19 protein-coding genes are annotated in these 17,517 nt (G+C 65.4%); 8 read left to right on the forward strand and 11 right to left on the reverse strand.

Annotation, left to right across the window (positions count from 1 at the left end):
• Nucleotides 1-129: 129 nt before the first annotated feature.
• The 3 genes from CAG41_RS05150 (at nt 130) to CAG41_RS05160 (ending at nt 2,206) form a co-directional block, all read left to right on the forward strand.
• Nucleotides 130-555, forward strand: coding sequence for a nuclear transport factor 2 family protein (locus CAG41_RS05150; protein ID WP_085580616.1), 426 nt, complete (start codon nt 130-132; stop codon nt 553-555).
• 67 nt (nt 556-622) lie between these two features.
• Complete coding sequence (locus tag CAG41_RS05155) at nt 623-967, forward strand: YciI family protein (RefSeq protein WP_085580618.1); 345 nt, start codon at nt 623-625, stop codon at nt 965-967.
• Nucleotides 968-970: 3 nt separating this feature from the next.
• On the forward strand, nt 971-2,206 hold the full coding sequence (locus CAG41_RS05160) for an RNA polymerase sigma factor (RefSeq protein ID WP_085580620.1): 1,236 nt from the start codon (nt 971-973) through the stop codon (nt 2,204-2,206).
• A gap of 217 nt (nt 2,207-2,423) precedes the next feature.
• On the opposite strand, the gene CAG41_RS05165 is transcribed toward CAG41_RS05160, so the two are convergent.
• Entirely contained in the window at nt 2,424-3,149 is a 726-nt protein-coding gene (locus CAG41_RS05165) for an SDR family oxidoreductase (protein ID WP_085706757.1), read from the reverse strand.
• Between the two features lie 111 nt (nt 3,150-3,260).
• Here CAG41_RS05165 and CAG41_RS05170 point away from each other — a divergent pair, with 111 nt between their 5' ends.
• A complete protein-coding gene (locus CAG41_RS05170) occupies nt 3,261-4,097 on the forward strand; it encodes a LysR family transcriptional regulator (RefSeq protein ID WP_085706758.1) in 837 nt (278 codons plus the stop codon).
• A 96-nt stretch (nt 4,098-4,193) separates the two neighbouring features.
• Here CAG41_RS05170 and CAG41_RS05175 read toward each other — a convergent pair whose 3' ends face one another.
• Nucleotides 4,194-5,048, reverse strand: a complete 855-nt coding sequence (locus CAG41_RS05175) for a LysR family transcriptional regulator (RefSeq protein ID WP_085706759.1) — start codon at nt 5,046-5,048, stop codon at nt 4,194-4,196.
• A gap of 89 nt (nt 5,049-5,137) precedes the next feature.
• On the opposite strand from CAG41_RS05175, the gene CAG41_RS05180 reads away from it, so the two are divergent.
• A complete protein-coding gene (locus tag CAG41_RS05180) occupies nt 5,138-5,575 on the forward strand; it encodes a multidrug/biocide efflux PACE transporter (RefSeq protein ID WP_085629589.1) in 438 nt (145 codons plus the stop codon).
• Nucleotides 5,576-5,737: 162 nt separating this feature from the next.
• Here the strand turns inward: CAG41_RS05180 and CAG41_RS05185 are convergent, their stop codons facing one another.
• The 4 genes from CAG41_RS05185 to CAG41_RS05200 all read right to left on the reverse strand — a co-directional run bounded on the left by CAG41_RS05185 (nt 5,738) and on the right by CAG41_RS05200 (nt 10,281).
• Entirely contained in the window at nt 5,738-6,460 is a 723-nt protein-coding gene (locus tag CAG41_RS05185; RefSeq protein ID WP_065259304.1) for a TylF/MycF/NovP-related O-methyltransferase, read from the reverse strand.
• Entirely contained in the window at nt 6,457-7,323 is an 867-nt protein-coding gene (locus CAG41_RS05190; RefSeq protein ID WP_085580630.1) for a hypothetical protein, read from the reverse strand. The genes CAG41_RS05185 and CAG41_RS05190 overlap by 4 nt, the downstream gene beginning before the upstream one ends.
• 178 nt (nt 7,324-7,501) lie before the next feature.
• On the reverse strand, nt 7,502-9,115 hold the full coding sequence (locus tag CAG41_RS05195) for an inorganic phosphate transporter (RefSeq protein ID WP_085629591.1): 1,614 nt from the start codon (nt 9,113-9,115) through the stop codon (nt 7,502-7,504).
• A gap of 143 nt (nt 9,116-9,258) precedes the next feature.
• Nucleotides 9,259-10,281: a transporter gene (locus CAG41_RS05200; protein ID WP_085629593.1), complete on the reverse strand. Its 1,023-nt coding sequence runs from the start codon at nt 10,279-10,281 to the stop codon at nt 9,259-9,261.
• A gap of 273 nt (nt 10,282-10,554) precedes the next feature.
• On the opposite strand from CAG41_RS05200, the gene CAG41_RS05205 reads away from it, so the two are divergent.
• Nucleotides 10,555-12,177: a methyl-accepting chemotaxis protein gene (locus tag CAG41_RS05205; RefSeq protein WP_085706760.1), complete on the forward strand. Its 1,623-nt coding sequence runs from the start codon at nt 10,555-10,557 to the stop codon at nt 12,175-12,177.
• A 490-nt stretch (nt 12,178-12,667) separates the two neighbouring features.
• Here CAG41_RS05205 and CAG41_RS05210 read toward each other — a convergent pair whose 3' ends face one another.
• Entirely contained in the window at nt 12,668-12,973 is a 306-nt protein-coding gene (locus CAG41_RS05210; RefSeq protein WP_085578264.1) for a PepSY domain-containing protein, read from the reverse strand.
• 154 nt (nt 12,974-13,127) lie between these two features.
• Here CAG41_RS05210 and CAG41_RS05215 point away from each other — a divergent pair, with 154 nt between their 5' ends.
• Nucleotides 13,128-14,006: a sterol desaturase family protein gene (locus CAG41_RS05215; protein ID WP_085629597.1), complete on the forward strand. Its 879-nt coding sequence runs from the start codon at nt 13,128-13,130 to the stop codon at nt 14,004-14,006.
• 1 nt (nt 14,007) lies between these two features.
• On the opposite strand, the gene CAG41_RS05220 is transcribed toward CAG41_RS05215, so the two are convergent.
• Both CAG41_RS05220 and CAG41_RS05225 read right to left on the reverse strand, forming a co-directional pair.
• Nucleotides 14,008-14,691 carry an AraC family transcriptional regulator gene (locus tag CAG41_RS05220; protein WP_256575493.1) on the reverse strand — a complete coding sequence of 228 codons (684 nt, stop codon included), beginning with the start codon at nt 14,689-14,691 and terminating at the stop codon, nt 14,008-14,010.
• Nucleotides 14,692-15,816 carry a glycerophosphodiester phosphodiesterase gene (locus CAG41_RS05225; protein WP_085629599.1) on the reverse strand — a complete coding sequence of 375 codons (1,125 nt, stop codon included), beginning with the start codon at nt 15,814-15,816 and terminating at the stop codon, nt 14,692-14,694.
• Between the two features lie 215 nt (nt 15,817-16,031).
• On the opposite strand from CAG41_RS05225, the gene CAG41_RS05230 reads away from it, so the two are divergent.
• Nucleotides 16,032-16,358 carry a DUF2025 family protein gene (locus CAG41_RS05230; RefSeq protein ID WP_085578258.1) on the forward strand — a complete coding sequence of 109 codons (327 nt, stop codon included), beginning with the start codon at nt 16,032-16,034 and terminating at the stop codon, nt 16,356-16,358.
• Nucleotides 16,359-16,458: 100 nt separating this feature from the next.
• Here the strand turns inward: CAG41_RS05230 and CAG41_RS05235 are convergent, their stop codons facing one another.
• Nucleotides 16,459-16,779: an antibiotic biosynthesis monooxygenase gene (locus CAG41_RS05235; RefSeq protein WP_085706761.1), complete on the reverse strand. Its 321-nt coding sequence runs from the start codon at nt 16,777-16,779 to the stop codon at nt 16,459-16,461.
• A complete protein-coding gene (locus CAG41_RS05240; protein WP_085578254.1) occupies nt 16,776-17,483 on the reverse strand; it encodes a CTP synthase in 708 nt (235 codons plus the stop codon). Before CAG41_RS05240 ends, CAG41_RS05235 begins: the two co-directional genes overlap by 4 nt.
• Nucleotides 17,484-17,517: the final 34 nt, after the last annotated feature.

Consider the following 17,517-nt stretch of genomic DNA (forward strand, 5'->3'; position numbering starts at 1 on the left):
CCTACGAAGTGGAGCAACGGATTCTACCGAGCACGGTGAGGGCGAAACATTTAATTTTCGTGCCTTGTCGATCCGGCGGATCGCCGTACGACTAAGGGTGTCTTCCAACAACAATCACGGAGAACACCCATGAACGCACAAGCGCAGATCCAGACCCTGATCGACACCTACCGCCAAGCCGTCATGTCCAAGGACGTGGACAAGGTCATGGCCCTCTACGCCGACGACATCGTCTCCTTCGACGCGATCAAGGCCCTGCAATTCAAGGGCAAGGCCGCCTACCGGGCGCATTGGATCGCCTGCATGGAAATGTGCCCCGGCCCGCACATCTTCGAGTTCCACGAAGTCGCCATCGAGACGGCGGACACAATCGCCTTCGCCCATTGGGTGGCCAATTGCGGCGGCACCAACGACAAGGGCGAAACCCAGAGCTGCTGGATGCGGGTCACCGCGTGCTACCGGCAGGAGGGCGGCGCATGGAAGATCGTCCACGAGCACTGGTCGGCCCCGTTCGATCCGATGAGCGGCGCGACCTTGTTCGACGTGCAGCCGTAAGCGGCGCACGGTTCGCCAAAGCGCCGATCTGCGGCCATAGTTGATCCGTCCGGTTCAGGAGTGAGCGATGAAATACCTATGCCTGGTGTACAGCGACGAGCGCTTGCTGCACTCGTCGCCCGACAGCCCCGAAGACGCCGAATGCTGGGCGTATGCCGAGTCGATCCAGGGCAGCGGCCGGATGGTCGCCGCCGAGGCGCTGGAGTCGGTGCAGACCGCCACCACGGTGCGCATGCGCAACGGCAAGGTGTCGGTCACCGACGGCCCGTTCGCCGAAACCAAGGAACAGTTGGCCGGCTTCTACCTGATCGACGCCCGGGATCTCAACGAAGCCATTCAGGTCGCCGGCCACATTCCGGCGGCCCGGGTCGGTTGCGTCGAGGTGCGCCCGGTTCGTCAGCTGAACGTCTGACCCATGGCGGACGCAGAGGTCAAGGCGCGGGTCGAGCAGGTCTACCGCGAAGACTCGCGGCGGATCCTGGCGACGCTGATCCGTCTGCTGGGTGATTTCGACCTCGCCGAAGAAGCCTTGCACGAGGCGTTCTTCGTCGCGGTCGAGCGCTGGCAGCGCGACGGCGTGCCGGACAATCCGCGCACCTGGCTGGTGTCCGCCGGGCGCTTCAAGGCCATCGACGTGTTGCGCCGCCGTGCGCGGTTCAAGGCGTCGCGGCCCTGGCTGCTGGCCCAGGTGGAAGAACTGGAACAGGCCCAGTGGAGCGACGATGACGTGGAAGACGACCGCCTGCGGCTGATGTTCACCTGTTGCCACCCGGCCCTGGCGGCGGATGCGCAGGTGCCGCTGACGCTGCGGGAAGTCTGCGACCTCACCACCGAAGAGATCGCCCGGGCGTTCCTCTGCGCGCCGGCGACGATCGCCCAGCGCATCGTACGCGCCAAGGCCAAGATCCGTGACGCGAAGATTCCCTATCAGGTGCCGAGCCTGAGTGAGCTGCCCGAGCGGCTGGACAGCGTGCTGCGGGTGATTTACCTGGTGTTCAACGAAGGCTATTCGGCCTCCGACGGCGCGCAGGTCGTGCGCGAAGACCTGACGCGCGAAGCGATCCGCCTCGGCCGGCTGCTGATGGAGCTGTTGCCGGAGCCGGAGGTCATGGGCCTGTTGGCGCTGATGCTGCTGCATGAGTCGCGGCGGGCGGCGCGGACGTCGCCTGAAGGCGAGCTGATTTTGCTGGAGAACCAGGATCGTACGCGCTGGGATGCGCAATTGATCGCCGAGGGCGGCGCGCTGGTCGAGCGGGCGCTGACCACCCGGCGGTTCGGGCCGTACTGCCTGCAAGCGGCGATTGCGGCGGTGCATGCCGAGGCGCCGACGGCGGACGAGACCGACTGGGCGCAGATCGTCGGCCTGTACGACGTGCTGCTGCGGGTGACGCCGTCGCCGGTGATCGAGCTGAACCGGGCGGTGGCGGTGGCCAAGCGCGACGGGGCGCTGGCCGGGCTGACGCTGATCGAAGGGATCCTGGAGCGCGGCGAGCTGCAGGATTACCACCTGGCGCATTCGGCGCGGGCGGAATTCTGCCGGCAGTTGGGGCGGACCGACGAGGCGCGGACGGCGTATGCCCGGGCACTGGAACTGACCCGGCAGGCGCCGGAGCGGCGGTTCATCGAGGGGCGGTTGCGCGAGTTGGGTTGAGCCTTGTGTACCGGTGCCGGCCTCATCGCCAGCAGGCTGGCTCCCACAAGATGTTGCGGTGTGCATCGCCGTTGTGGGGGGGCAGTGCCGGCCCCATCGCTGGCAAGCCAGCTCCCACAGGTTTTTTTGGGGTGGTCGCAGATTTTGCTCACACCCGCTATCCCCTGTGGGAGCCAGCCTGCTGGGGATGGGGCCCTCAAGGCCGGCAGCGCGGCAATCAGGCCTGCTGCCGGGTCGCGGCCATGACGATTTCGCGGATGCACACGCCCTGGGGCTGTTCATAGGCATAGGCGATTGCCGTGGCCACGTCCTCGGCGCTGAGCACGGTGCCGCCCATTTCCTGTTTCCACGCCTGGTAGCCGGTCTTGATCGCTTCGTCCGTGGTGTGGCTCAGCAGCTCGGTCTCCACCGCACCCGGCGCAATGGTGGTGACGCGCACGTTGTGCGGCGCCAGTTCCTCGCGCAGGTTCTCCGACAGCCCGTGCACGGCGAACTTGGTGCCGACGTACGCCACGTGGTTGGGGAACGTCTTGCGCCCGGCCACGGAACTGACGTTGATGATCGTGCCGCGCTTGCGCTCGATCATGCCGGCCACCACGGCATGGATGCCGTTGAGCAGGCCCTTCACGTTCACATCGAGCATGCGCTCCCACTGGGCCGGATCCTGCTGGCTGATCTCGCCCAGCAGCATCACCCCGGCGTTGTTGATCAGTGCATCGGCAGGACCGAACTGCGCTTCGGCCTCGGCGACGGCGGCCAGCAGCGCGGTACGGTCGGTGATGTCCACCCGACGGCTGAGGGTGTTCGGCAGCGCCAGGGCCTCCAGGCGTTCGATGCGCCGGGCCAGCAACAGCAGCGGGTGGCCGGCGGCGCTCAAGCGGCGGGCGGTGGCTTCGCCGATGCCGGAACTGGCTCCGGTGACGATGATCAACGGTTTGCTCATGACTGCACTCCTGAAGCAAAAAAAACGAATGGCTGGATGTGCGGCGCAGTATATTTAGCCCGTTTCAGGCTGAAAAATGCCTTATTTCTCTGTCTGGCATCGGAACGCTCTATGGATATCCGCCATCTCAAAGCCTTTCTCGCCGTGTTCGAGGAACGCAACATCACCGTAGCGGCGCAGCGCCTGTTCATCAGCCAGCCGACGCTGTCGGTGACGGTCAAACAGCTTGAGGAGGAACTCGGCGCCACCTTGTTCCTGCGCCAGCCGCGCGGGGTGGAGGTCAGCGACGAAGCGCGCCTGTTGTACCCGCAGGCCCGGCGCATGGTGGCCGAGGCCCAGGCCCTGAGCCGGATGTTCCGCAGCGGCGAGCACCGTGTGCCACTGACCCTGGGCATCGAAGGCGACATCGCCGCCAGCCACATCGAAGCCTTCGTGCGCATGGCCCGCCAAGCCTTGCCTCACCTGCTGCTGACGCTGGAGGAGGGGTGCCTGGGCGACGGTCGGCTGGCGGTCGAAGAGATGTGCTGCGAGGACGAACTGTTCCTGCCGCTGTGGGAGGAACCCTACGTGCTGGCACTGCCGGCCGATCACCCGATGGCCGCTGCCGAGACGGCGTGGGCCCCCATCGAAGACTGGATCACCTGCCCGCAGCACCCGTCCCATCAGCGCCTGATGGCGCTGTACGGCCGTTCGCCTCAGGCCGTGGCCGGGCATGCCGGATCATTGCGTCAGGCGCTGCACATGGTGGCGGCAGGCATCGGCGCGGCGATGCTGCCACGCTCCTTGGCGGCGGGGCACGAGCGGGTGGCGGTGCGGGCGCTGCACCTGCCGGCACCGACCCGGCGGGTGGGCCTGTGCTATGCGGCGCAGGCGCTGGAGCTGCCGGCGATGCGTGGCCTGCATGAGTTCTTTCAGGTGAACGGGCCTGCGGTGATCGACGCGGCTTGAGCGGTTGTTTGCGGGGACGCCATCGCGAGCAGGCTCGCTCCCGCAAGGGCGCTCATTCCTCTGTAGGAGCGAGCCTGCTCGCGATCGGCCGCGCCGCTATTCCAGCATCTGGCTGAGCATCCAGCTGCCCGCCGGTCCCGGCGGAAACTGCCGCGACCACAGCGCATCGACGAACACCGGTTTCGGCCAGCCGCGCACGTTCAGCTCCGTCAACGTGCCGTTGCCGAAGCGCCCCACCAGCCAGCGCGGCAGCGGCGCCCAGCCGAACCCGCGCTGGGCCATCTCCAGCAGCATCAGGTAGCTGGGTGCCGACCAGACGCGCCCCTTGGCCCGGGTGCCGTAGGGATTGACGATGGTCGCCAGGCGCAGTTCGCGGTGTTGCTCCAGCGTCTGCGGATCGATGGATTCCAGCGCCGCCAGCGGATGCCCGCGTCCGACGAACAACGCGATCTCTGTGCGCTCGTCGACCGTGGCGGTCTCCAGGTCCGGCGGGTAATGGTCGCGCATCTCGACGAACGCCAGATGGGCCCGGCCCCGTTGCACCAAGGCGATCAGGTCGTCGCATTCGGCGATCAGGCATTCGAGCTCCAGATCCGGGTAACGCTGTTCGAACGCGCTGAGCGACGCTTCGAAGCGGTCGGACTGGTAGGTGTCGGAAATCGCCACCGTCAGCTTCGGCTCGACCCCTTGGGCCAGTTGCCGCGCGGTCATTTCCAGGCGGCTGCCGGCCGCCAGGATCGCCTCGGCCCGCTGCAGCATCACATGGCCCGCCGGGGTCAAGGTCGGCTTGCGGCTGCTGCGGTCGAACAGGACAAGATCCAGGTCGATCTCAAGGCTCGCCACTGCGGCGCTGACGGTTGACTGGCTGCGCCCCAGCTTGCGCGCCGCCGCCGAAAACGAGCCTTGGGTCGCGGCCTGGACAAACGCCTGCAGCACTTCTTGAGAGGCCATGGACTATCGCCTTGATCGATGGTTATTGATTATGAAGTATCGATGCGGGGTTGGATGATGGCAACCATCATCACTCAAGGAGTCAGGTCATGACGGCCCCTAAATCCATCACTGAACGCATTTGCCAGGCCATCGGTTTCGAGGTGCTGGCGATCCTCATCTGCACGCCGCTGCTGGCCTGGATCATGGGCAAGCCGCTGCTCGACATGGGCGTGGTCACCGTGGTCGTCGCCGTGCTGGCGCTGGTGTGGAACGTGGTGTTCAACGGTGCGTTCGACCGTGTGCTCAAGCGTTTGCGCATCCGCCACAACGCCTGGGTGCGGGTGGTGCACGCGCTGCTGTTCGAGGGGGGACTGGTGCTGCTGGGCGTGCCGCTGATCGCCTGGTGGCTGTCGGTGAGCCTGTGGCAGGCGTTCCTGCTCGACATCGGCGTGCTGCTGTTCTTCCTGCCCTACACCTATGTGTACCACTGGGCGTATGACGTGGTGCGCGAGCGGCTGGTGCTGCGCAGTGCCTGCGAGGGCTGAAGGGAACGGCGCCGGCCGGCCCGGCGCCATCGCCAGCAGGCTGGCTCCCACAAGGTTCTGCGGTGAACACAAAGGTTGCGTTCACCCGGATCCCCTGTGGGAGCCAGCCTGCTGGCGATACGTCAGCGAGGGCAGCGCAAGGCAACTGCCCCCGCTACGCGATCAAACGTGGAAGTAACCCACGCACGAATCGAACGGCAGGCGCTTGAGTTCGATCTTGTTCAGGTCCAGCACTTCGCGCAGGGCCTTGGTTTCGCCCGGGAAGTTGCGGTAGGCCACTTCGTCCAGCACCACGATGGCGCCTTTGGGCATGTACGGCAGGAAAGTCTCCAGGGCGACCTTGGTCGACTCGTACAGGTCGGTGTCCAGGATCAGCATGGCCACGACCAGGTCAGGACGGGTCTTGACCCATTCCGGCACGGTCTTGACGATGTCGCCCTTGACCAGTTCGCAGCGCGGGATGCGGTTGACCGGGCGCAGCAGGTCGTTGGCGTCGATCATGTCCTGGATCAGCGACTGGTCGGTGTCGGAGAACATGGTTTCGTTGACGTCGGCCGGATCGTCGGTCTTGCTGATGCTCTGGAAGCCTTCGAAGGTGTCGAAGCCGACGATGGAGCGGTTGATCGCGTACGGCTCCAGGATCATCGACAGGTGCATGTAGAGCATCAGCGAGTTGCCCTTGTACACGCCGCACTCGATGATCGCGCCCGGGATCTCGGCGACTTTCTTGAACAGTTCCATGCGCGACAGCGCGGCGGTGACGCCGATGCGGTTGGCGAACACGAACGGGGCGTCGGCCACGTATTCGGCGTCCACGCGCTTGAGGACGCCGGCGCGGGTTTCGTTGTATTGGGCTTCGGCAGGCGTGATGCGACGCTTGGTCATTGCTGGATTCCTTGGAAATTCGAGAAGTCGTGGGCGTGGAAGTAGTCTTTGAAGCCGGCGCCGACGTCCGGGCACGCGCTGTCGACGTTGATCGCGCCGCGGTTGTGCTTGAGATCATCGAGGTGCATCAGGCGGAAGTCGACGCTGAAACGGGTGTGCTGCGTGTGGTTGGCGACCGTGCCGTGCAGGTGCGAGCCGGAGAAGATCAGCATGTCGCCGGTGTTGCCGGCCACGCGCAGTTCGGCTGCGGTGTCGATCTCTTCCAGCGGCACCGGGTGCACGCGGACTTCTTCCTTGAGGTTGTCCTTGGCCTTGTGGCGCTGGTTGTTGATCCAGTCGTTGAGGCTCCACTGGGCGGACGAGTTCTTCACCGGCACATCGAAGTAGCCGGTGTTGATCATCATGGTCTGGTCCGGGGAAATGGTGTGCACCGGCATCCAGGTGTTGATCTGGCAATCGACGCTGCCGTACCAGGTGTCGCGGTGCGGCTTGTAGGCGTAGCTGACGCCGGCGTGCAGGTAGTCGTAGTTCGGCACCACACGGATGCGCGGCACGTCGAAGATGTATTCGTGCGGGTCGACGCCGATCTCGTCGATGAAGCTCAGGATCAGCTCCTTGGCGCGCAGGCTGTTGGTGAACTGGCCCTTGAGGCGGGTCACCCGCACCACGAACTCTTCCACCGGCATCAGCGTGTGCAGCGCCTGGTGGCGGGTTTCGCCGTCGAACGCTGCGGTGATGCTTTCCTGGGCGAATTCGCACAACTGGCGGGCGGCGCGCAGTTGGGTGTTCAGGAAGATGTCGCCGGCGTAGATGGCTTCTTTGAAGTCAGCCTTTTGCTGCAGCTGATTGATATACAGGTTCACGGTTCTTTTCCCTGAATGCATCGAATGACTTATGAGTCGGCATCATGCCGGCAAACTGAAGCGCAATCTGAGCGGTCGGTGTCCGATGGCAGGGTTATCGGACGACCGGGCGCCCGGCAGGCGGGCACGAAAGAATCCCGGCCCTGAAGCGGGCCGGGATTTTACGGTGACGGGCGGTTCAGAAAATCAGGGTGAACAGCCAATACAGGCTGCCCGACAGCACGATCGCCGCCGGCAGCGTCAGCACCCAGGCCATCAGCAGGTTGCGGATGGTCTTCATCTGCAGGCCGCCGCCGTTGGCGACCATGGTGCCGGCCACGCCCGAGGACAGCACGTGGGTGGTCGACACCGGCAGGCCGAACATGTCGGCGGCGCCGATGGTCAGCATCGCCACGGACTCGGCCGAGGCGCCTTGTGCGTAGGTCAGGTGGGTCTTGCCGATCTTCTCGCCGACCGTCACCACGATGCGCTTCCAGCCGACCATGGTGCCCAGGCCCAGGGCGATGGCCACGGCGATCTTCACCCACAGCGGAATGAAGCGGGTGGCGTTGTCGATCTGCTGCTTGAACAGTTGCAGCTTGCCGGTGGTGTCGGCGTCGAAGCCGCCGACCTTGTTCTTGTCCATCAGGCGGATGGTTTCGCTGGCCAGGTACATGTCGTTGCGCACGTTGCCCATGGCCTCGGCGGGCACCTTGGACAGCGAGCCGTAGCCTTTCACTTCTTCACCGATGTGGCCGGTCAGCGCAGCGAGGGCCGGGACCAACTGCGGCGTCGTTTCCTTGCTGCGCACGTAGTCCGACAGCACCGGGCGCGGGTCGGCCGGGGCCGGCAGCGGCGCGCTCTTGACCAGCGCCTGTTGGGTGACTTCGGCCACCGCCGCGAACTGCAGGGTCTGGTCGGCGGGCATGGTGCGGTTCAGCGCGTAGGCCATCGGCAGGGTGCCGACCAGGATCAGCATGATCAGGCCCATGCCTTTCTGGCCGTCGTTGGAGCCGTGGGCGAACGACACGCCGGTGCAGGTCAGGATCAGCAGGCCGCGGATCCACCATGGCGGCGGGGTGTTGCCCTTCGGCGCCTTGTACAGCGAGCGGTTCTTGACGAACGCGCGCAGGGCCAGCAGCAACAGCGCCGCGCAGCCGAAGCCCACCAGCGGCGACAGCAGCAGCGCGTAGCCGATCTTGGTCGCCTGGGCCCAGTCCACGCCGCTGGTGCCGTCGCGCCCGTGCATCAGGGCGTTGGCCACGCCGACGCCGATGATCGAGCCGATCAGGGTGTGCGACGAAGAAGCCGGCAGGCCCAGCCACCACGTGCCGAGGTTCCACAGGATCGCGGCGATCAGCAGGGCGAAGATCATCGCGAAACCGGCGGAGGAGCCCACCTGCAGAATCAGCTCCACCGGCAGCAGGGCGATGATGCCGAACGCCACCGCGCCACTGGAGAGCAGCACCCCGAGGAAGTTGAAGAACCCGGACCAGATCACCGCGAAGTGCGGCGGCAGCGAGTGGGTGTAGATCACCGTGGCCACCGCGTTGGCGGTGTCGTGGAAGCCGTTGACGAACTCGAACCCCAGCGCGATCAGCAGTGCCACGCCCAACAGCAGGAACGGTGTCCAGGTGGTGACCACCGTGCCCAGCTCGTGCATGTCGTGCACCAGGCTGTAGGCGGTGAACAGCAGCCCCAGGGCCAGCACCGCGAAAAACACCACGTAGGTAAAGGGGCCGGTTTTCTTGTCGAGTGTCGGCCGGCCGCTGGAGGCAGTCGGTTGGCCGGCGGTCAGGGAGGGCGTCGCCATGGGAGGACAATCCTGAGCGGGGGAAGGAGTGTCGCCCATGATCGTTGCTGAATATTACAGAGAGACTGCGGCAGATCAGTGTTTGGTGGATTGGCTGCGCCGTTGGTCCGGATCATCGCCAGCCTGCTGGCGATGGCGGCGACTCAGTAATCGCGCCGTTTGCGAAACGCCCAGCGTCCGGCGATCAGGGTGAACGTCGCCACCAGCGCCACCAGGATCCAGAACCCCTCCGGATCCTGCGCCAGGGGCACGCCGCCGACGTTCATGCCGAAGAAACCGGCGATGATGTTGATCGGCAGCGCCAGCACCGTGACCACGGTCAGGGTGAACAGCGTGCGGTTGCTCTGTTCGTTGACGTTGGCGGCGATCTCTTCCTGCAACAGTTTGATCCGCTCGCCCAGAGCCGTGAGGTCGTTGATGATCAAGGCGAACTCTTCGGTGGATTTGCGCAACTCTTTGACGTCCTCCTTCTGCAGCCACGCCGGCGGGCGGTTGAGCAGGCGCAGCAGCGAGCCCGGCTCCAGCGCCAGCAGCCGTTGCAGGCGCACCAGCACCCGGCGGTTGGCGCCAAGCTCGGCGCGGTTGGTCGACAGCCGCGAGGACAGCAGTTCGTCCTCGACCTGATCGACGCTGAGGCTGGTCTTGCGCACGATCTGGGTGAGCACTTCGCCCTGGTCGCGCAGCAGGTGTACCAGCAGCTCCAGCGGCGAGCGGAAGCATTCGCCGGCCTTCACCGAGGAGCGCAGCTTGTCCACCGAGTGCAGCGGTTGCAGGCGCGCGCTGACGATCAGCTTGCCGCGCACGCAGACCCACAAGGTCGAGACGTCCGAGGACACCATGCTGCTGAGGTTGAACACCACGTCGTTGACCACCGCCAGCAAGGCCGAGTCGACGTGTTCGATGCGGGTCGAGCGTGAACCTTCGTGCAGCGCTTCGAAGAACTCCTCCGGCAATTGCAGGTGGCTCTTCATCCAGCGCTCGCACGCGGCGTGGGCCAGGTTCAGGTGCAGCCAGAGGAACTCGTCGCCTTCGCCGTCGTTCTGCAGGCAGCGCAGGGCGGTGGCCGAATCGACTTCGCGGCCGCGTTCGCCGGGGCGGAAGCGAAAACCGTAGAGCAAACCGAACAGGTCGGGGTCGCGATGACCGAGGTCGAGGCTGTGGTTCATGGAGACTCGCAGGGGAGGGCGTCTGTCGCGGGAGAGACAGGCTCACGTGTGCCCCATCATGGCGAGGCTTTGTGACCGTTGCGTGACGGTAAAGTGACGGCGGGTCAAGGGCTTACCGGCGGTCGGATCTTTCTCAAGAAGCGCGCTGGCGCGCCGATCACGCATGGGTTAGGTTGCGCGCCTTCGGCCAAGAGCCAAGGCCCGCCGACACGGATGTCCGGCACCATTCACGTCTTACCGGGCGTGCCTCATCCCTGTCATGAGTACCTTGCGATGCTGCAAAAATCCCTGAGAGCGCAAATTCTCGCCCTGCTGAGCGGCAGCCTGCTGGCGATGCTGTTGATCGCGCTGTCCTGCTTCCATTTCCTGTCCAACGGCGTGCAGGGCTACAGCCAGCTGATCGCCGGCCCGCTGCACACCTCGCAACTGATCGACGAAGCCAACCTGCAGTTCAAGGTGCAGGTGCAGGAGTGGAAGAACGTCTTGCTGCGCGGCAAGCAGCCGGCGGACCTGGCCAAGTACTGGGGCCAGTTCGAGGAGCGTCAGCGTGACGTCCAGACCATCCTGGGCGAACTGGCGAGCCAGTCCGGCATCGAGCCTTCACTCAAGAGCCGCATCGAACGCCTGCGCGAAGAGCACCGTCTGCTGGGCGCCGCCTACCAGAAGGGCCGTGACGCCTACGTGGCCGCCGGGGCCGATCCTGCGGCCGGCGACGCCGCCGTCAAGGGCGTGGACCGCGCCGCCAGCGACCAGATGAGCGAGCTGGTGGTCGAACTGCGCAAGCAAGGCACCGAGCAATCGGCGCTGATCAGCGCCAGCGCCGACCGCACCGTGTGGCTGGGCCTGTTGGTGATGCTCGCCTCCGGACTGCTGATCGGCCTGCTCAGCCTGTGGCTGGTCAACCGCAACCTGGTGGAGCCGATCCGCAAACTGATCGACTACGTCAGCCTGTTGAGCCAGGGCAAGTTCGCCGAGCGGGTGGCCAGCAACCGCCAGGACGAGCTGGGCAACCTGGCCGCGGCGGCCAACACCCTGCGCGACTTCCTCGCCGAGACCTTCAGCCACCTGCAACGCAGCGCCAAGGATCTGGACAGCGCCAGCGGCGAGCTGAACGCCATCGCCACCCTGATGGCCGGCGGCACCAACGAGCAGTTCAGCCGCACCGACCAGGTGGCCACGGCGATGAACGAAATGTCCGCCACCGCCCAGGAAGTCGCCCGTCACGCGGCGGACGCGGCGCGGGCCGCCGACGATGCCGACCAGTCCGCCCAGCAGGGCGAGAAGGTCATGCAGAACACCATTCACGCCATTACCCAGATGCGCGGCGAGATCGCCAACACCGCCACGGTGATCCGTCGCCTGGAGGCCGACAGCGGCCGCATCGGCAAGGTGCTGGAAGTGATCCGCGGCATCGCCGAGCAGACAAACCTGCTGGCGCTCAACGCCGCCATCGAAGCGGCCAGGGCCGGCGAGGCCGGACGCGGTTTCGCGGTGGTGGCCGACGAAGTGCGCAACCTGGCGCAGCGCACGGCGGAGTCGATCATCGAGATCAACCAGATCATCCACAGCGTGCAGACGGGCGCGGTGGACGCCGCCCACGCCATCGACAGCGGCCAGACCCGCAGCGACGAAAGCGTCGAGCAGGTGACCCAGGCCGGCGCCATGCTTGAGCGCATCACCCACGCGGTGGAAGCGATCCGCGACATGAACCGTCAGATCGCCACAGCGGCCGAGGAACAGACGTCGGTGGCCGAAGACATCTCGCGCAACCTGACCGAAATCACCTCGATCGCCAGCACCAACCTCGACAACGTCCAGCGCACCGAAAGCGCCAGCCAGAACCTGCACGGGCTGTCGGGGCAACTGAACGAAGTCACCGCCCGCCTGAGCGCCTGACGCCTGCGAACCTGTGGGGGGCAGACTGTTGGCGGTGGGCAGGCACTGGAGATGTCAACAGTGCCGGCCCTATCGCTGGCAAGCCAGCTCCCACAGGTTCCGGGGCGTTCACAGATGCAGGGTTGAACCCAGACACTGTGGGAGCTGGCTTGTCAGCGATGGGGGTGGGTCAGGCAACAGGGATATCGACTGGGTTGGCCTCATCGCTTGCAGGCAAGCTCCCACAGGTTTTGAGTCGTTCTCAGATGCAGGGTTGAGCCCAGACACTGTGGGAGCTGGCTTGCCAGCGATGGCGGTGGGGCAGGCAACAGGGATGTTGGCAGTGCCGGCCTCATCGCTTGCAGGCAAGCTCCTACAGGTTCCGGGTCGTTCACAGATACAGGGTTGAACCCAGACACTGTGGGAGCCAGCCTGCTGGCGATGGCGTCCGTTCAGCCAGCGCCGGCCAGGATCAAGTCAATTGCCCTGCAGGGAGGGACCATCTGTCGAATCAGGTGTCCTGCTTGTTGCTCAGCACCTTGCCGGTGGTGGCGTCGAAGTCCACGTCGAACTCCTTGCCGTCGGCGGTGCGCAGTTCGACTTCGTATTCGTAGCCGTTGAAGTGGTTGTCCAGGTCGGTGTCGGTGATGGTGGCGCCGGGATGCAGTTTCAGCGCGGCCTGGTTCATGTCCTCCAGTGGCTTGATCTTGCCGTCCTTGACCAGTTGCGGGATCTGGTCGACGCGCACGTCGGCCTGGGCCAGGCCAGCGGTGAGGGTCAGGGCGGCGGCGGTGAACAGGGCAGTCAAAGTCTTCATGGGTTATTCCTTTCAGGTGATTCGTTCAAGTGAGTTCAGGTTAACCGCCGCAACTTAATTCACCCTTAAAAAGCGCCGCGGCGGTTTGCGTCGTTTGTTCAATTGCCTGGTGTCCCTCCCTTTCATGCTCGGCCTTCAATCAATGGAGGTGGACATGAGACTCATCCTTGCGTGGTGTTACGCGCCGCTGTTCTTCGTGGGATTCATCGGCGCCGCCGTGTGGCTGGCGGGCGGATCGGCCGGGTGGCTGCTGCTGTTGTTTGTGCTGGCGCTGGCGGTGTCGTTCGCGGCGGAACGGGCCTTGCCCTACGAACCCGACTGGAACCGGCCCATCGGCGACCGCCGCCGTGACCTGCTGCACGCGTCGGTCAACGAGGCGTTGAACGCCCTCGGCCTGCTGGCGCTGCCGGGGCTGGCGGCGCTGCTGGCGGTCGACGGGCTGTGGCCGCGGGCGTGGCCGTTGTGGCTGCAACTGGGCCTGGCGGTGCTGGTGGCCGACGCCGGCATGAGCCTGATGCACTACGCCAGCCACCGGGTGCGCTGGCTATGGCGGCTGCATGCGGTGCACCACAGCGTCGAGCGCTTGTACGGCTTCAACGGCTTGATGAAGCATCCGCTGCATCAGGCGCTGGAAGCCACGGCGGGGCTGCTGCCGCTGCTGGTGCTGGGGATACCCGCCGAGGTCGCGGTGCTGCTGGCGTTCGCCATCGCGATCCAGCTCTTGCTGCAGCACTCCAACGTCGACATGCGCCTGGGGCCGTTGCGCCATGTCTTCGCCTGGGCACCGCTGCACCGCTTCCATCACATGAAGTACGGGCGGGCGGGGGACGTCAATTTCGGGCTGTTCTTCACCGTGTGGGATCGGCTGCTGGGCACCGCTTTCCACACGCAGGATTACCGGATCGGTGCAGGCGATCTGGGCATCGGCAGCCGGCCGGATTTCCCCCGGGACTACGTGGCGCAGTTGCTCGACCCGTTTGCGAGAGCGCACCTGGCCAAGGAGCCGGCGGTGCCCGAGGCGCTGCGCCGCTGAGTCAGTCCAGCAGCCGCAGTTCCATGTGCTGCAAGGCTTGGCGGGCGGTGACGCCGAACAGTTTCTTCAGGCTGCGGGAAAAGTGCGCCGAATCGGCGAACCCGGCGGCATGGGCGGCCTCCGTCACCGGTCGGCCGGCCAGCACCTGCGCCATCGCCAACCGCAGGCGCCGCCACAGCACCAGGCGCCGCACCGGCAGGCCGACCTGGCTGACGAACAGCCGCTGCAACTGGCTCAGGGACACATGGGCGCTGTCGGCCACGGTACGGGCGGCGACCTTGTCCGCCAGCGAGGCGTCGATGGCCACAAGCGCACGTTCGATCCGGGGATCGGCGTGCCGGCGGCGGGGGCAGTCGCGCAGCGTCTGTTCGAGCGCGGTCAGGGAAAGATCCGCATCGAACAGCGCATCGCGCAGTACCTGCGCCTCCAGCGCCAAGGGCTCGGCGTACACCGTGAACAGCGGATCCGGCGCCTCGACGATGGCATGACGAACCTGTGAAGGGATCAGCAGGCGGGAGGCGGTGACGGGGGCATCATCCAGCAACACCGTCACCGGGCGGTCGGGGGCCAGAATCAGTTGGTGGGCGTAGTGGGAATGGGGCGCGGTGCGCCCCGACATCCCGTGGATCAGGCCATGGTCGTGCCCGAGCCACAGGCGGCCTGTCCACGGGGTGTCCGGCTTCACTCAGAAACCGTTGTTCTTGAGCACCTGATCCACACTGGCGGCGGCCGGGCGCTTGTAGAACTTGAGCAGTTCGCTGGCGCGGTTGGTGAAAATGCCGTCCACGCCTGCGGCCATGACCTTCTCGAAGTCCACCGGCTCGTCGACGGTGTAGACGTGCACCAGCAGGCCCTGATCGTGGGTGTACTGGTTCATCCATGGCTGCACCAGGTCCGAGTAGCTCTGGTCGCCGCCGTGGGTCAGCTTCGCCGACGGGCCGGTGCCGATGGCGCCTTGGGCCTTGGCGTAGTCGATCCACTGCTTGAACTCGGCCTCGGACTTCGGCTCCTGCTTGCCGTAGTAGGCGTTCTTGTCCTTCTCGCCGGAGTCGGCGAAGGCCACCTTGGATTTCGGTTCGATGCTGCCTTCACCGACCCACAGCAGCAGGATCTTCGGCACCTGCGGCATTTCCTTCTCCAGCAGCTCAAGGCTGTTCTTCTCGAAGGTCTGCAGGATCACCTTGCCTTTGCCCTGACCGACGCCCAGTTCGCTCTTGGCCAGTTTCGAACCGGCCGGGCTGAGCCAGCCGCGGTCCTGCAGCTTTTCCTTCAGGTCATGTTCGATGCCGGGGAACAGTTGCGGCTCCTTGGTCTCGATGTACAGGCCCGGCTTGTGCTTGGGGTTGGCCTGGGCGATGTCGATGATTTCGTCGAGGGTCAGGATCTTCAGGCCCGCATAGGAGGCGCGTGCGCGGTCCGGATAAGCCTTGTTGTACCAGCTGCCGGCGTCCAGGGTTTTCAGCTCGGCCATGGTGAAGGCGTTGGCCGGGCTGTCCTTGCGCTCAGGGAACTTGGTGGCGACGTCAGTGGTGCGCTGCAGGTTGTTGTCGTGCAGGGCGAACAGCACGCCGTCCTTGCTGCGCTGAAGGTCCATCTCCAGGTAATCGGCGCCCAGGTCGCGGGCCAGTTTGTAGGACGCGGCGGTGGATTCCGGCGCGTCGAAGGAGGCACCGCGGTGGGCGATCACCGCCGGGCGCGGAATCCCCAGGGAAGCGGCCAGTTCGGCAGGGGCCGGCTGGGCGGCGTGGGCCTGGCCGAGACCGAGCATCAGGCTCAGCATCAGGGCGCTTTTGGTGAAAGTGGCGGGCATGTCGAGGTCCTTTCGCAGGTATTTTCGAAGATGTCCCTTTTAGCAACTCAAACGAAAACGTGCTATCGCAAGACCGACATAAACGTACTGAAAGCGAAAATTTCCGCACTTTTTTGCGTTTGTTTGCAGTACGCTTGGCCACGGCAACCACCCCGGCAGAGGGTGTGCCTCAATGCCCTGCGTGTAAACCTTCGATCACTCTTGTGAGGTTTACCATGCGCATCACATCCCAACTCATCTGCCAGGCGGCCGACGACCTCAAGGGCTTCGTCGGCCTCAACCGCAAGACCGGCCGCTACATCGTGCGCTTCAGCGAAGACTCCTTCGGCATGGACGTGGCCGACGACGGCATCGTGCCGGCCAGCGAATTCGTCTGGGCCCAGGCCCCGGACCAGGCCATGACCCTCAAGCGCGAACTGATCCAACTGCTGCTCGACCAACACATCGATGACCGGATCAACATCACCGAACCGCTGCGGGTGTACATGCGCAAGCGGGAGGTGCCGGAGATCGTGGCGGTGCGCAGCCTGGTCAAGGGCTGAGTCCGGGGTGACCCGCCTATCGCCATTGCCAGCAGGCTGGCTCCCACAGGGGATCAGGTGACAGCCTGCTGGCGATGGGGCCTCAATGACACTGCAGCCTTCAGCCGAACCGGTAATCCCGCTCCACCTTGCACACCCGCGTATGAAACGCCGAATACCAGGTCGAACGCCCGCGCTCGCGGATGGCCTGGTGTTCCGGATGGTTTTTCCACGCCAGGATCGCCGCCTCGCTCGTCCAGTACGACACCGTGATCCCCACGCCGTCGTCACCCCGGACCGACTCGGTGCCCAGGAAACCCGGCTGGCGTTGCGCAAGCTCCACCATGCGGGCGGCCGCCTCGGCATAGCCCTGATCCCCTTCGGTGCGGGACGAGGTGAAAATCACCGCGTAGTAGGGCGCCTTCGGGGTCTGGACGATCATGGTCGTCCCTCCGCGCAGGCCTGGACAAACGCACGCACCAACGGCGGCAACTGGCCTTTGAGCGCCGCCCGTTCGGGCTGGAACAGCGTGGCGACGAAGAACGGGTGACCGGTCAGTTCGATGGCGCGCAGATCGCCGGACGAGTCGTGGCCCACCGCGTGCAGAGGGCCGTTCAGCAAGTCTTGCTGGAACTGCGGATTCACACCGTAGCGGCAGCGATAGCCCTCAAGGATCTGCGACGTTTCATACGCCTTGGCGATCAACGAACCGGCTTCCAGGTGAATGCTGTCCATCGTCTCCACCAACGAACAGCTCAGCGGCGAAAGCACTGCGCGGTTCGAATCCGGGGACACTTCGCCGTGTTCGGCATCGGCCCAGCCCAGCACATGGCGGGAAAACTCCAGCACCGCATGCTGAAAGCCGCCGCAGGTGCCGAGGAATGGGCGCTGCCGTTCGCGGGCAAACCGGATCGCCCGCAACGCGCCGTCTTCGCTTCTGTAAGGGCTGGCCGGGACGCACCAGACACCGTCGAAGGCCGCCAAGGGCGTATCGGCGTCGATCCGGTCGGTGGCCAGCCATTCGAACTGCACAGTCAGGCCGGTGTGTTCGGCAGCCATGCCGAGGGCGACGGGGATTGCCTGGTGAGCGGTGACGTTCGGGTCGCGGTCGCCGATCAGGGCGATGCGCAGGGCTCTGGATTCCATGAGGGTTCACCGTGCTTGTTGTGGGATCGGGCCC

This window comes from Pseudomonas sp. B35(2017) (assembly GCF_002113645.1).
Lineage (GTDB): Bacteria > Pseudomonadota > Gammaproteobacteria > Pseudomonadales > Pseudomonadaceae > Aquipseudomonas > Aquipseudomonas ekonensis.

What these genes read in the sequence shown, in the direction of transcription:
- CAG41_RS05205 (WP_085706760.1), top strand. Translation starts at nt 10,555, where the DNA reads ATGCTGCAAAAATCCCTGAGAGCGCAAATTCTCGCCCTGCTGAGCGGC.
- CAG41_RS05165 (WP_085706757.1), bottom strand. Translation starts at nt 3,149, where the DNA reads ATGAGCAAACCGTTGATCATCGTCACCGGAGCCAGTTCCGGCATCGGC.
- CAG41_RS05155 (WP_085580618.1), top strand. Translation starts at nt 623, where the DNA reads ATGAAATACCTATGCCTGGTGTACAGCGACGAGCGCTTGCTGCACTCG.
- CAG41_RS05195 (WP_085629591.1), bottom strand. Translation starts at nt 9,115, where the DNA reads ATGGCGACGCCCTCCCTGACCGCCGGCCAACCGACTGCCTCCAGCGGC.
- CAG41_RS05185 (WP_065259304.1), bottom strand. Translation starts at nt 6,460, where the DNA reads ATGACCAAGCGTCGCATCACGCCTGCCGAAGCCCAATACAACGAAACC.
- CAG41_RS05240 (WP_085578254.1), bottom strand. Translation starts at nt 17,483, where the DNA reads ATGGAATCCAGAGCCCTGCGCATCGCCCTGATCGGCGACCGCGACCCG.
- CAG41_RS05180 (WP_085629589.1), top strand. Translation starts at nt 5,138, where the DNA reads ATGACGGCCCCTAAATCCATCACTGAACGCATTTGCCAGGCCATCGGT.
- CAG41_RS05200 (WP_085629593.1), bottom strand. Translation starts at nt 10,281, where the DNA reads ATGAACCACAGCCTCGACCTCGGTCATCGCGACCCCGACCTGTTCGGT.
- CAG41_RS05210 (WP_085578264.1), bottom strand. Translation starts at nt 12,973, where the DNA reads ATGAAGACTTTGACTGCCCTGTTCACCGCCGCCGCCCTGACCCTCACC.
- CAG41_RS05150 (WP_085580616.1), top strand. Translation starts at nt 130, where the DNA reads ATGAACGCACAAGCGCAGATCCAGACCCTGATCGACACCTACCGCCAA.
- CAG41_RS05215 (WP_085629597.1), top strand. Translation starts at nt 13,128, where the DNA reads ATGAGACTCATCCTTGCGTGGTGTTACGCGCCGCTGTTCTTCGTGGGA.
- CAG41_RS05175 (WP_085706759.1), bottom strand. Translation starts at nt 5,048, where the DNA reads ATGGCCTCTCAAGAAGTGCTGCAGGCGTTTGTCCAGGCCGCGACCCAA.
- CAG41_RS05235 (WP_085706761.1), bottom strand. Translation starts at nt 16,779, where the DNA reads ATGATCGTCCAGACCCCGAAGGCGCCCTACTACGCGGTGATTTTCACC.
- CAG41_RS05225 (WP_085629599.1), bottom strand. Translation starts at nt 15,816, where the DNA reads ATGCCCGCCACTTTCACCAAAAGCGCCCTGATGCTGAGCCTGATGCTC.
- CAG41_RS05230 (WP_085578258.1), top strand. Translation starts at nt 16,032, where the DNA reads ATGCGCATCACATCCCAACTCATCTGCCAGGCGGCCGACGACCTCAAG.
- CAG41_RS05160 (WP_085580620.1), top strand. Translation starts at nt 971, where the DNA reads ATGGCGGACGCAGAGGTCAAGGCGCGGGTCGAGCAGGTCTACCGCGAA.
- CAG41_RS05170 (WP_085706758.1), top strand. Translation starts at nt 3,261, where the DNA reads ATGGATATCCGCCATCTCAAAGCCTTTCTCGCCGTGTTCGAGGAACGC.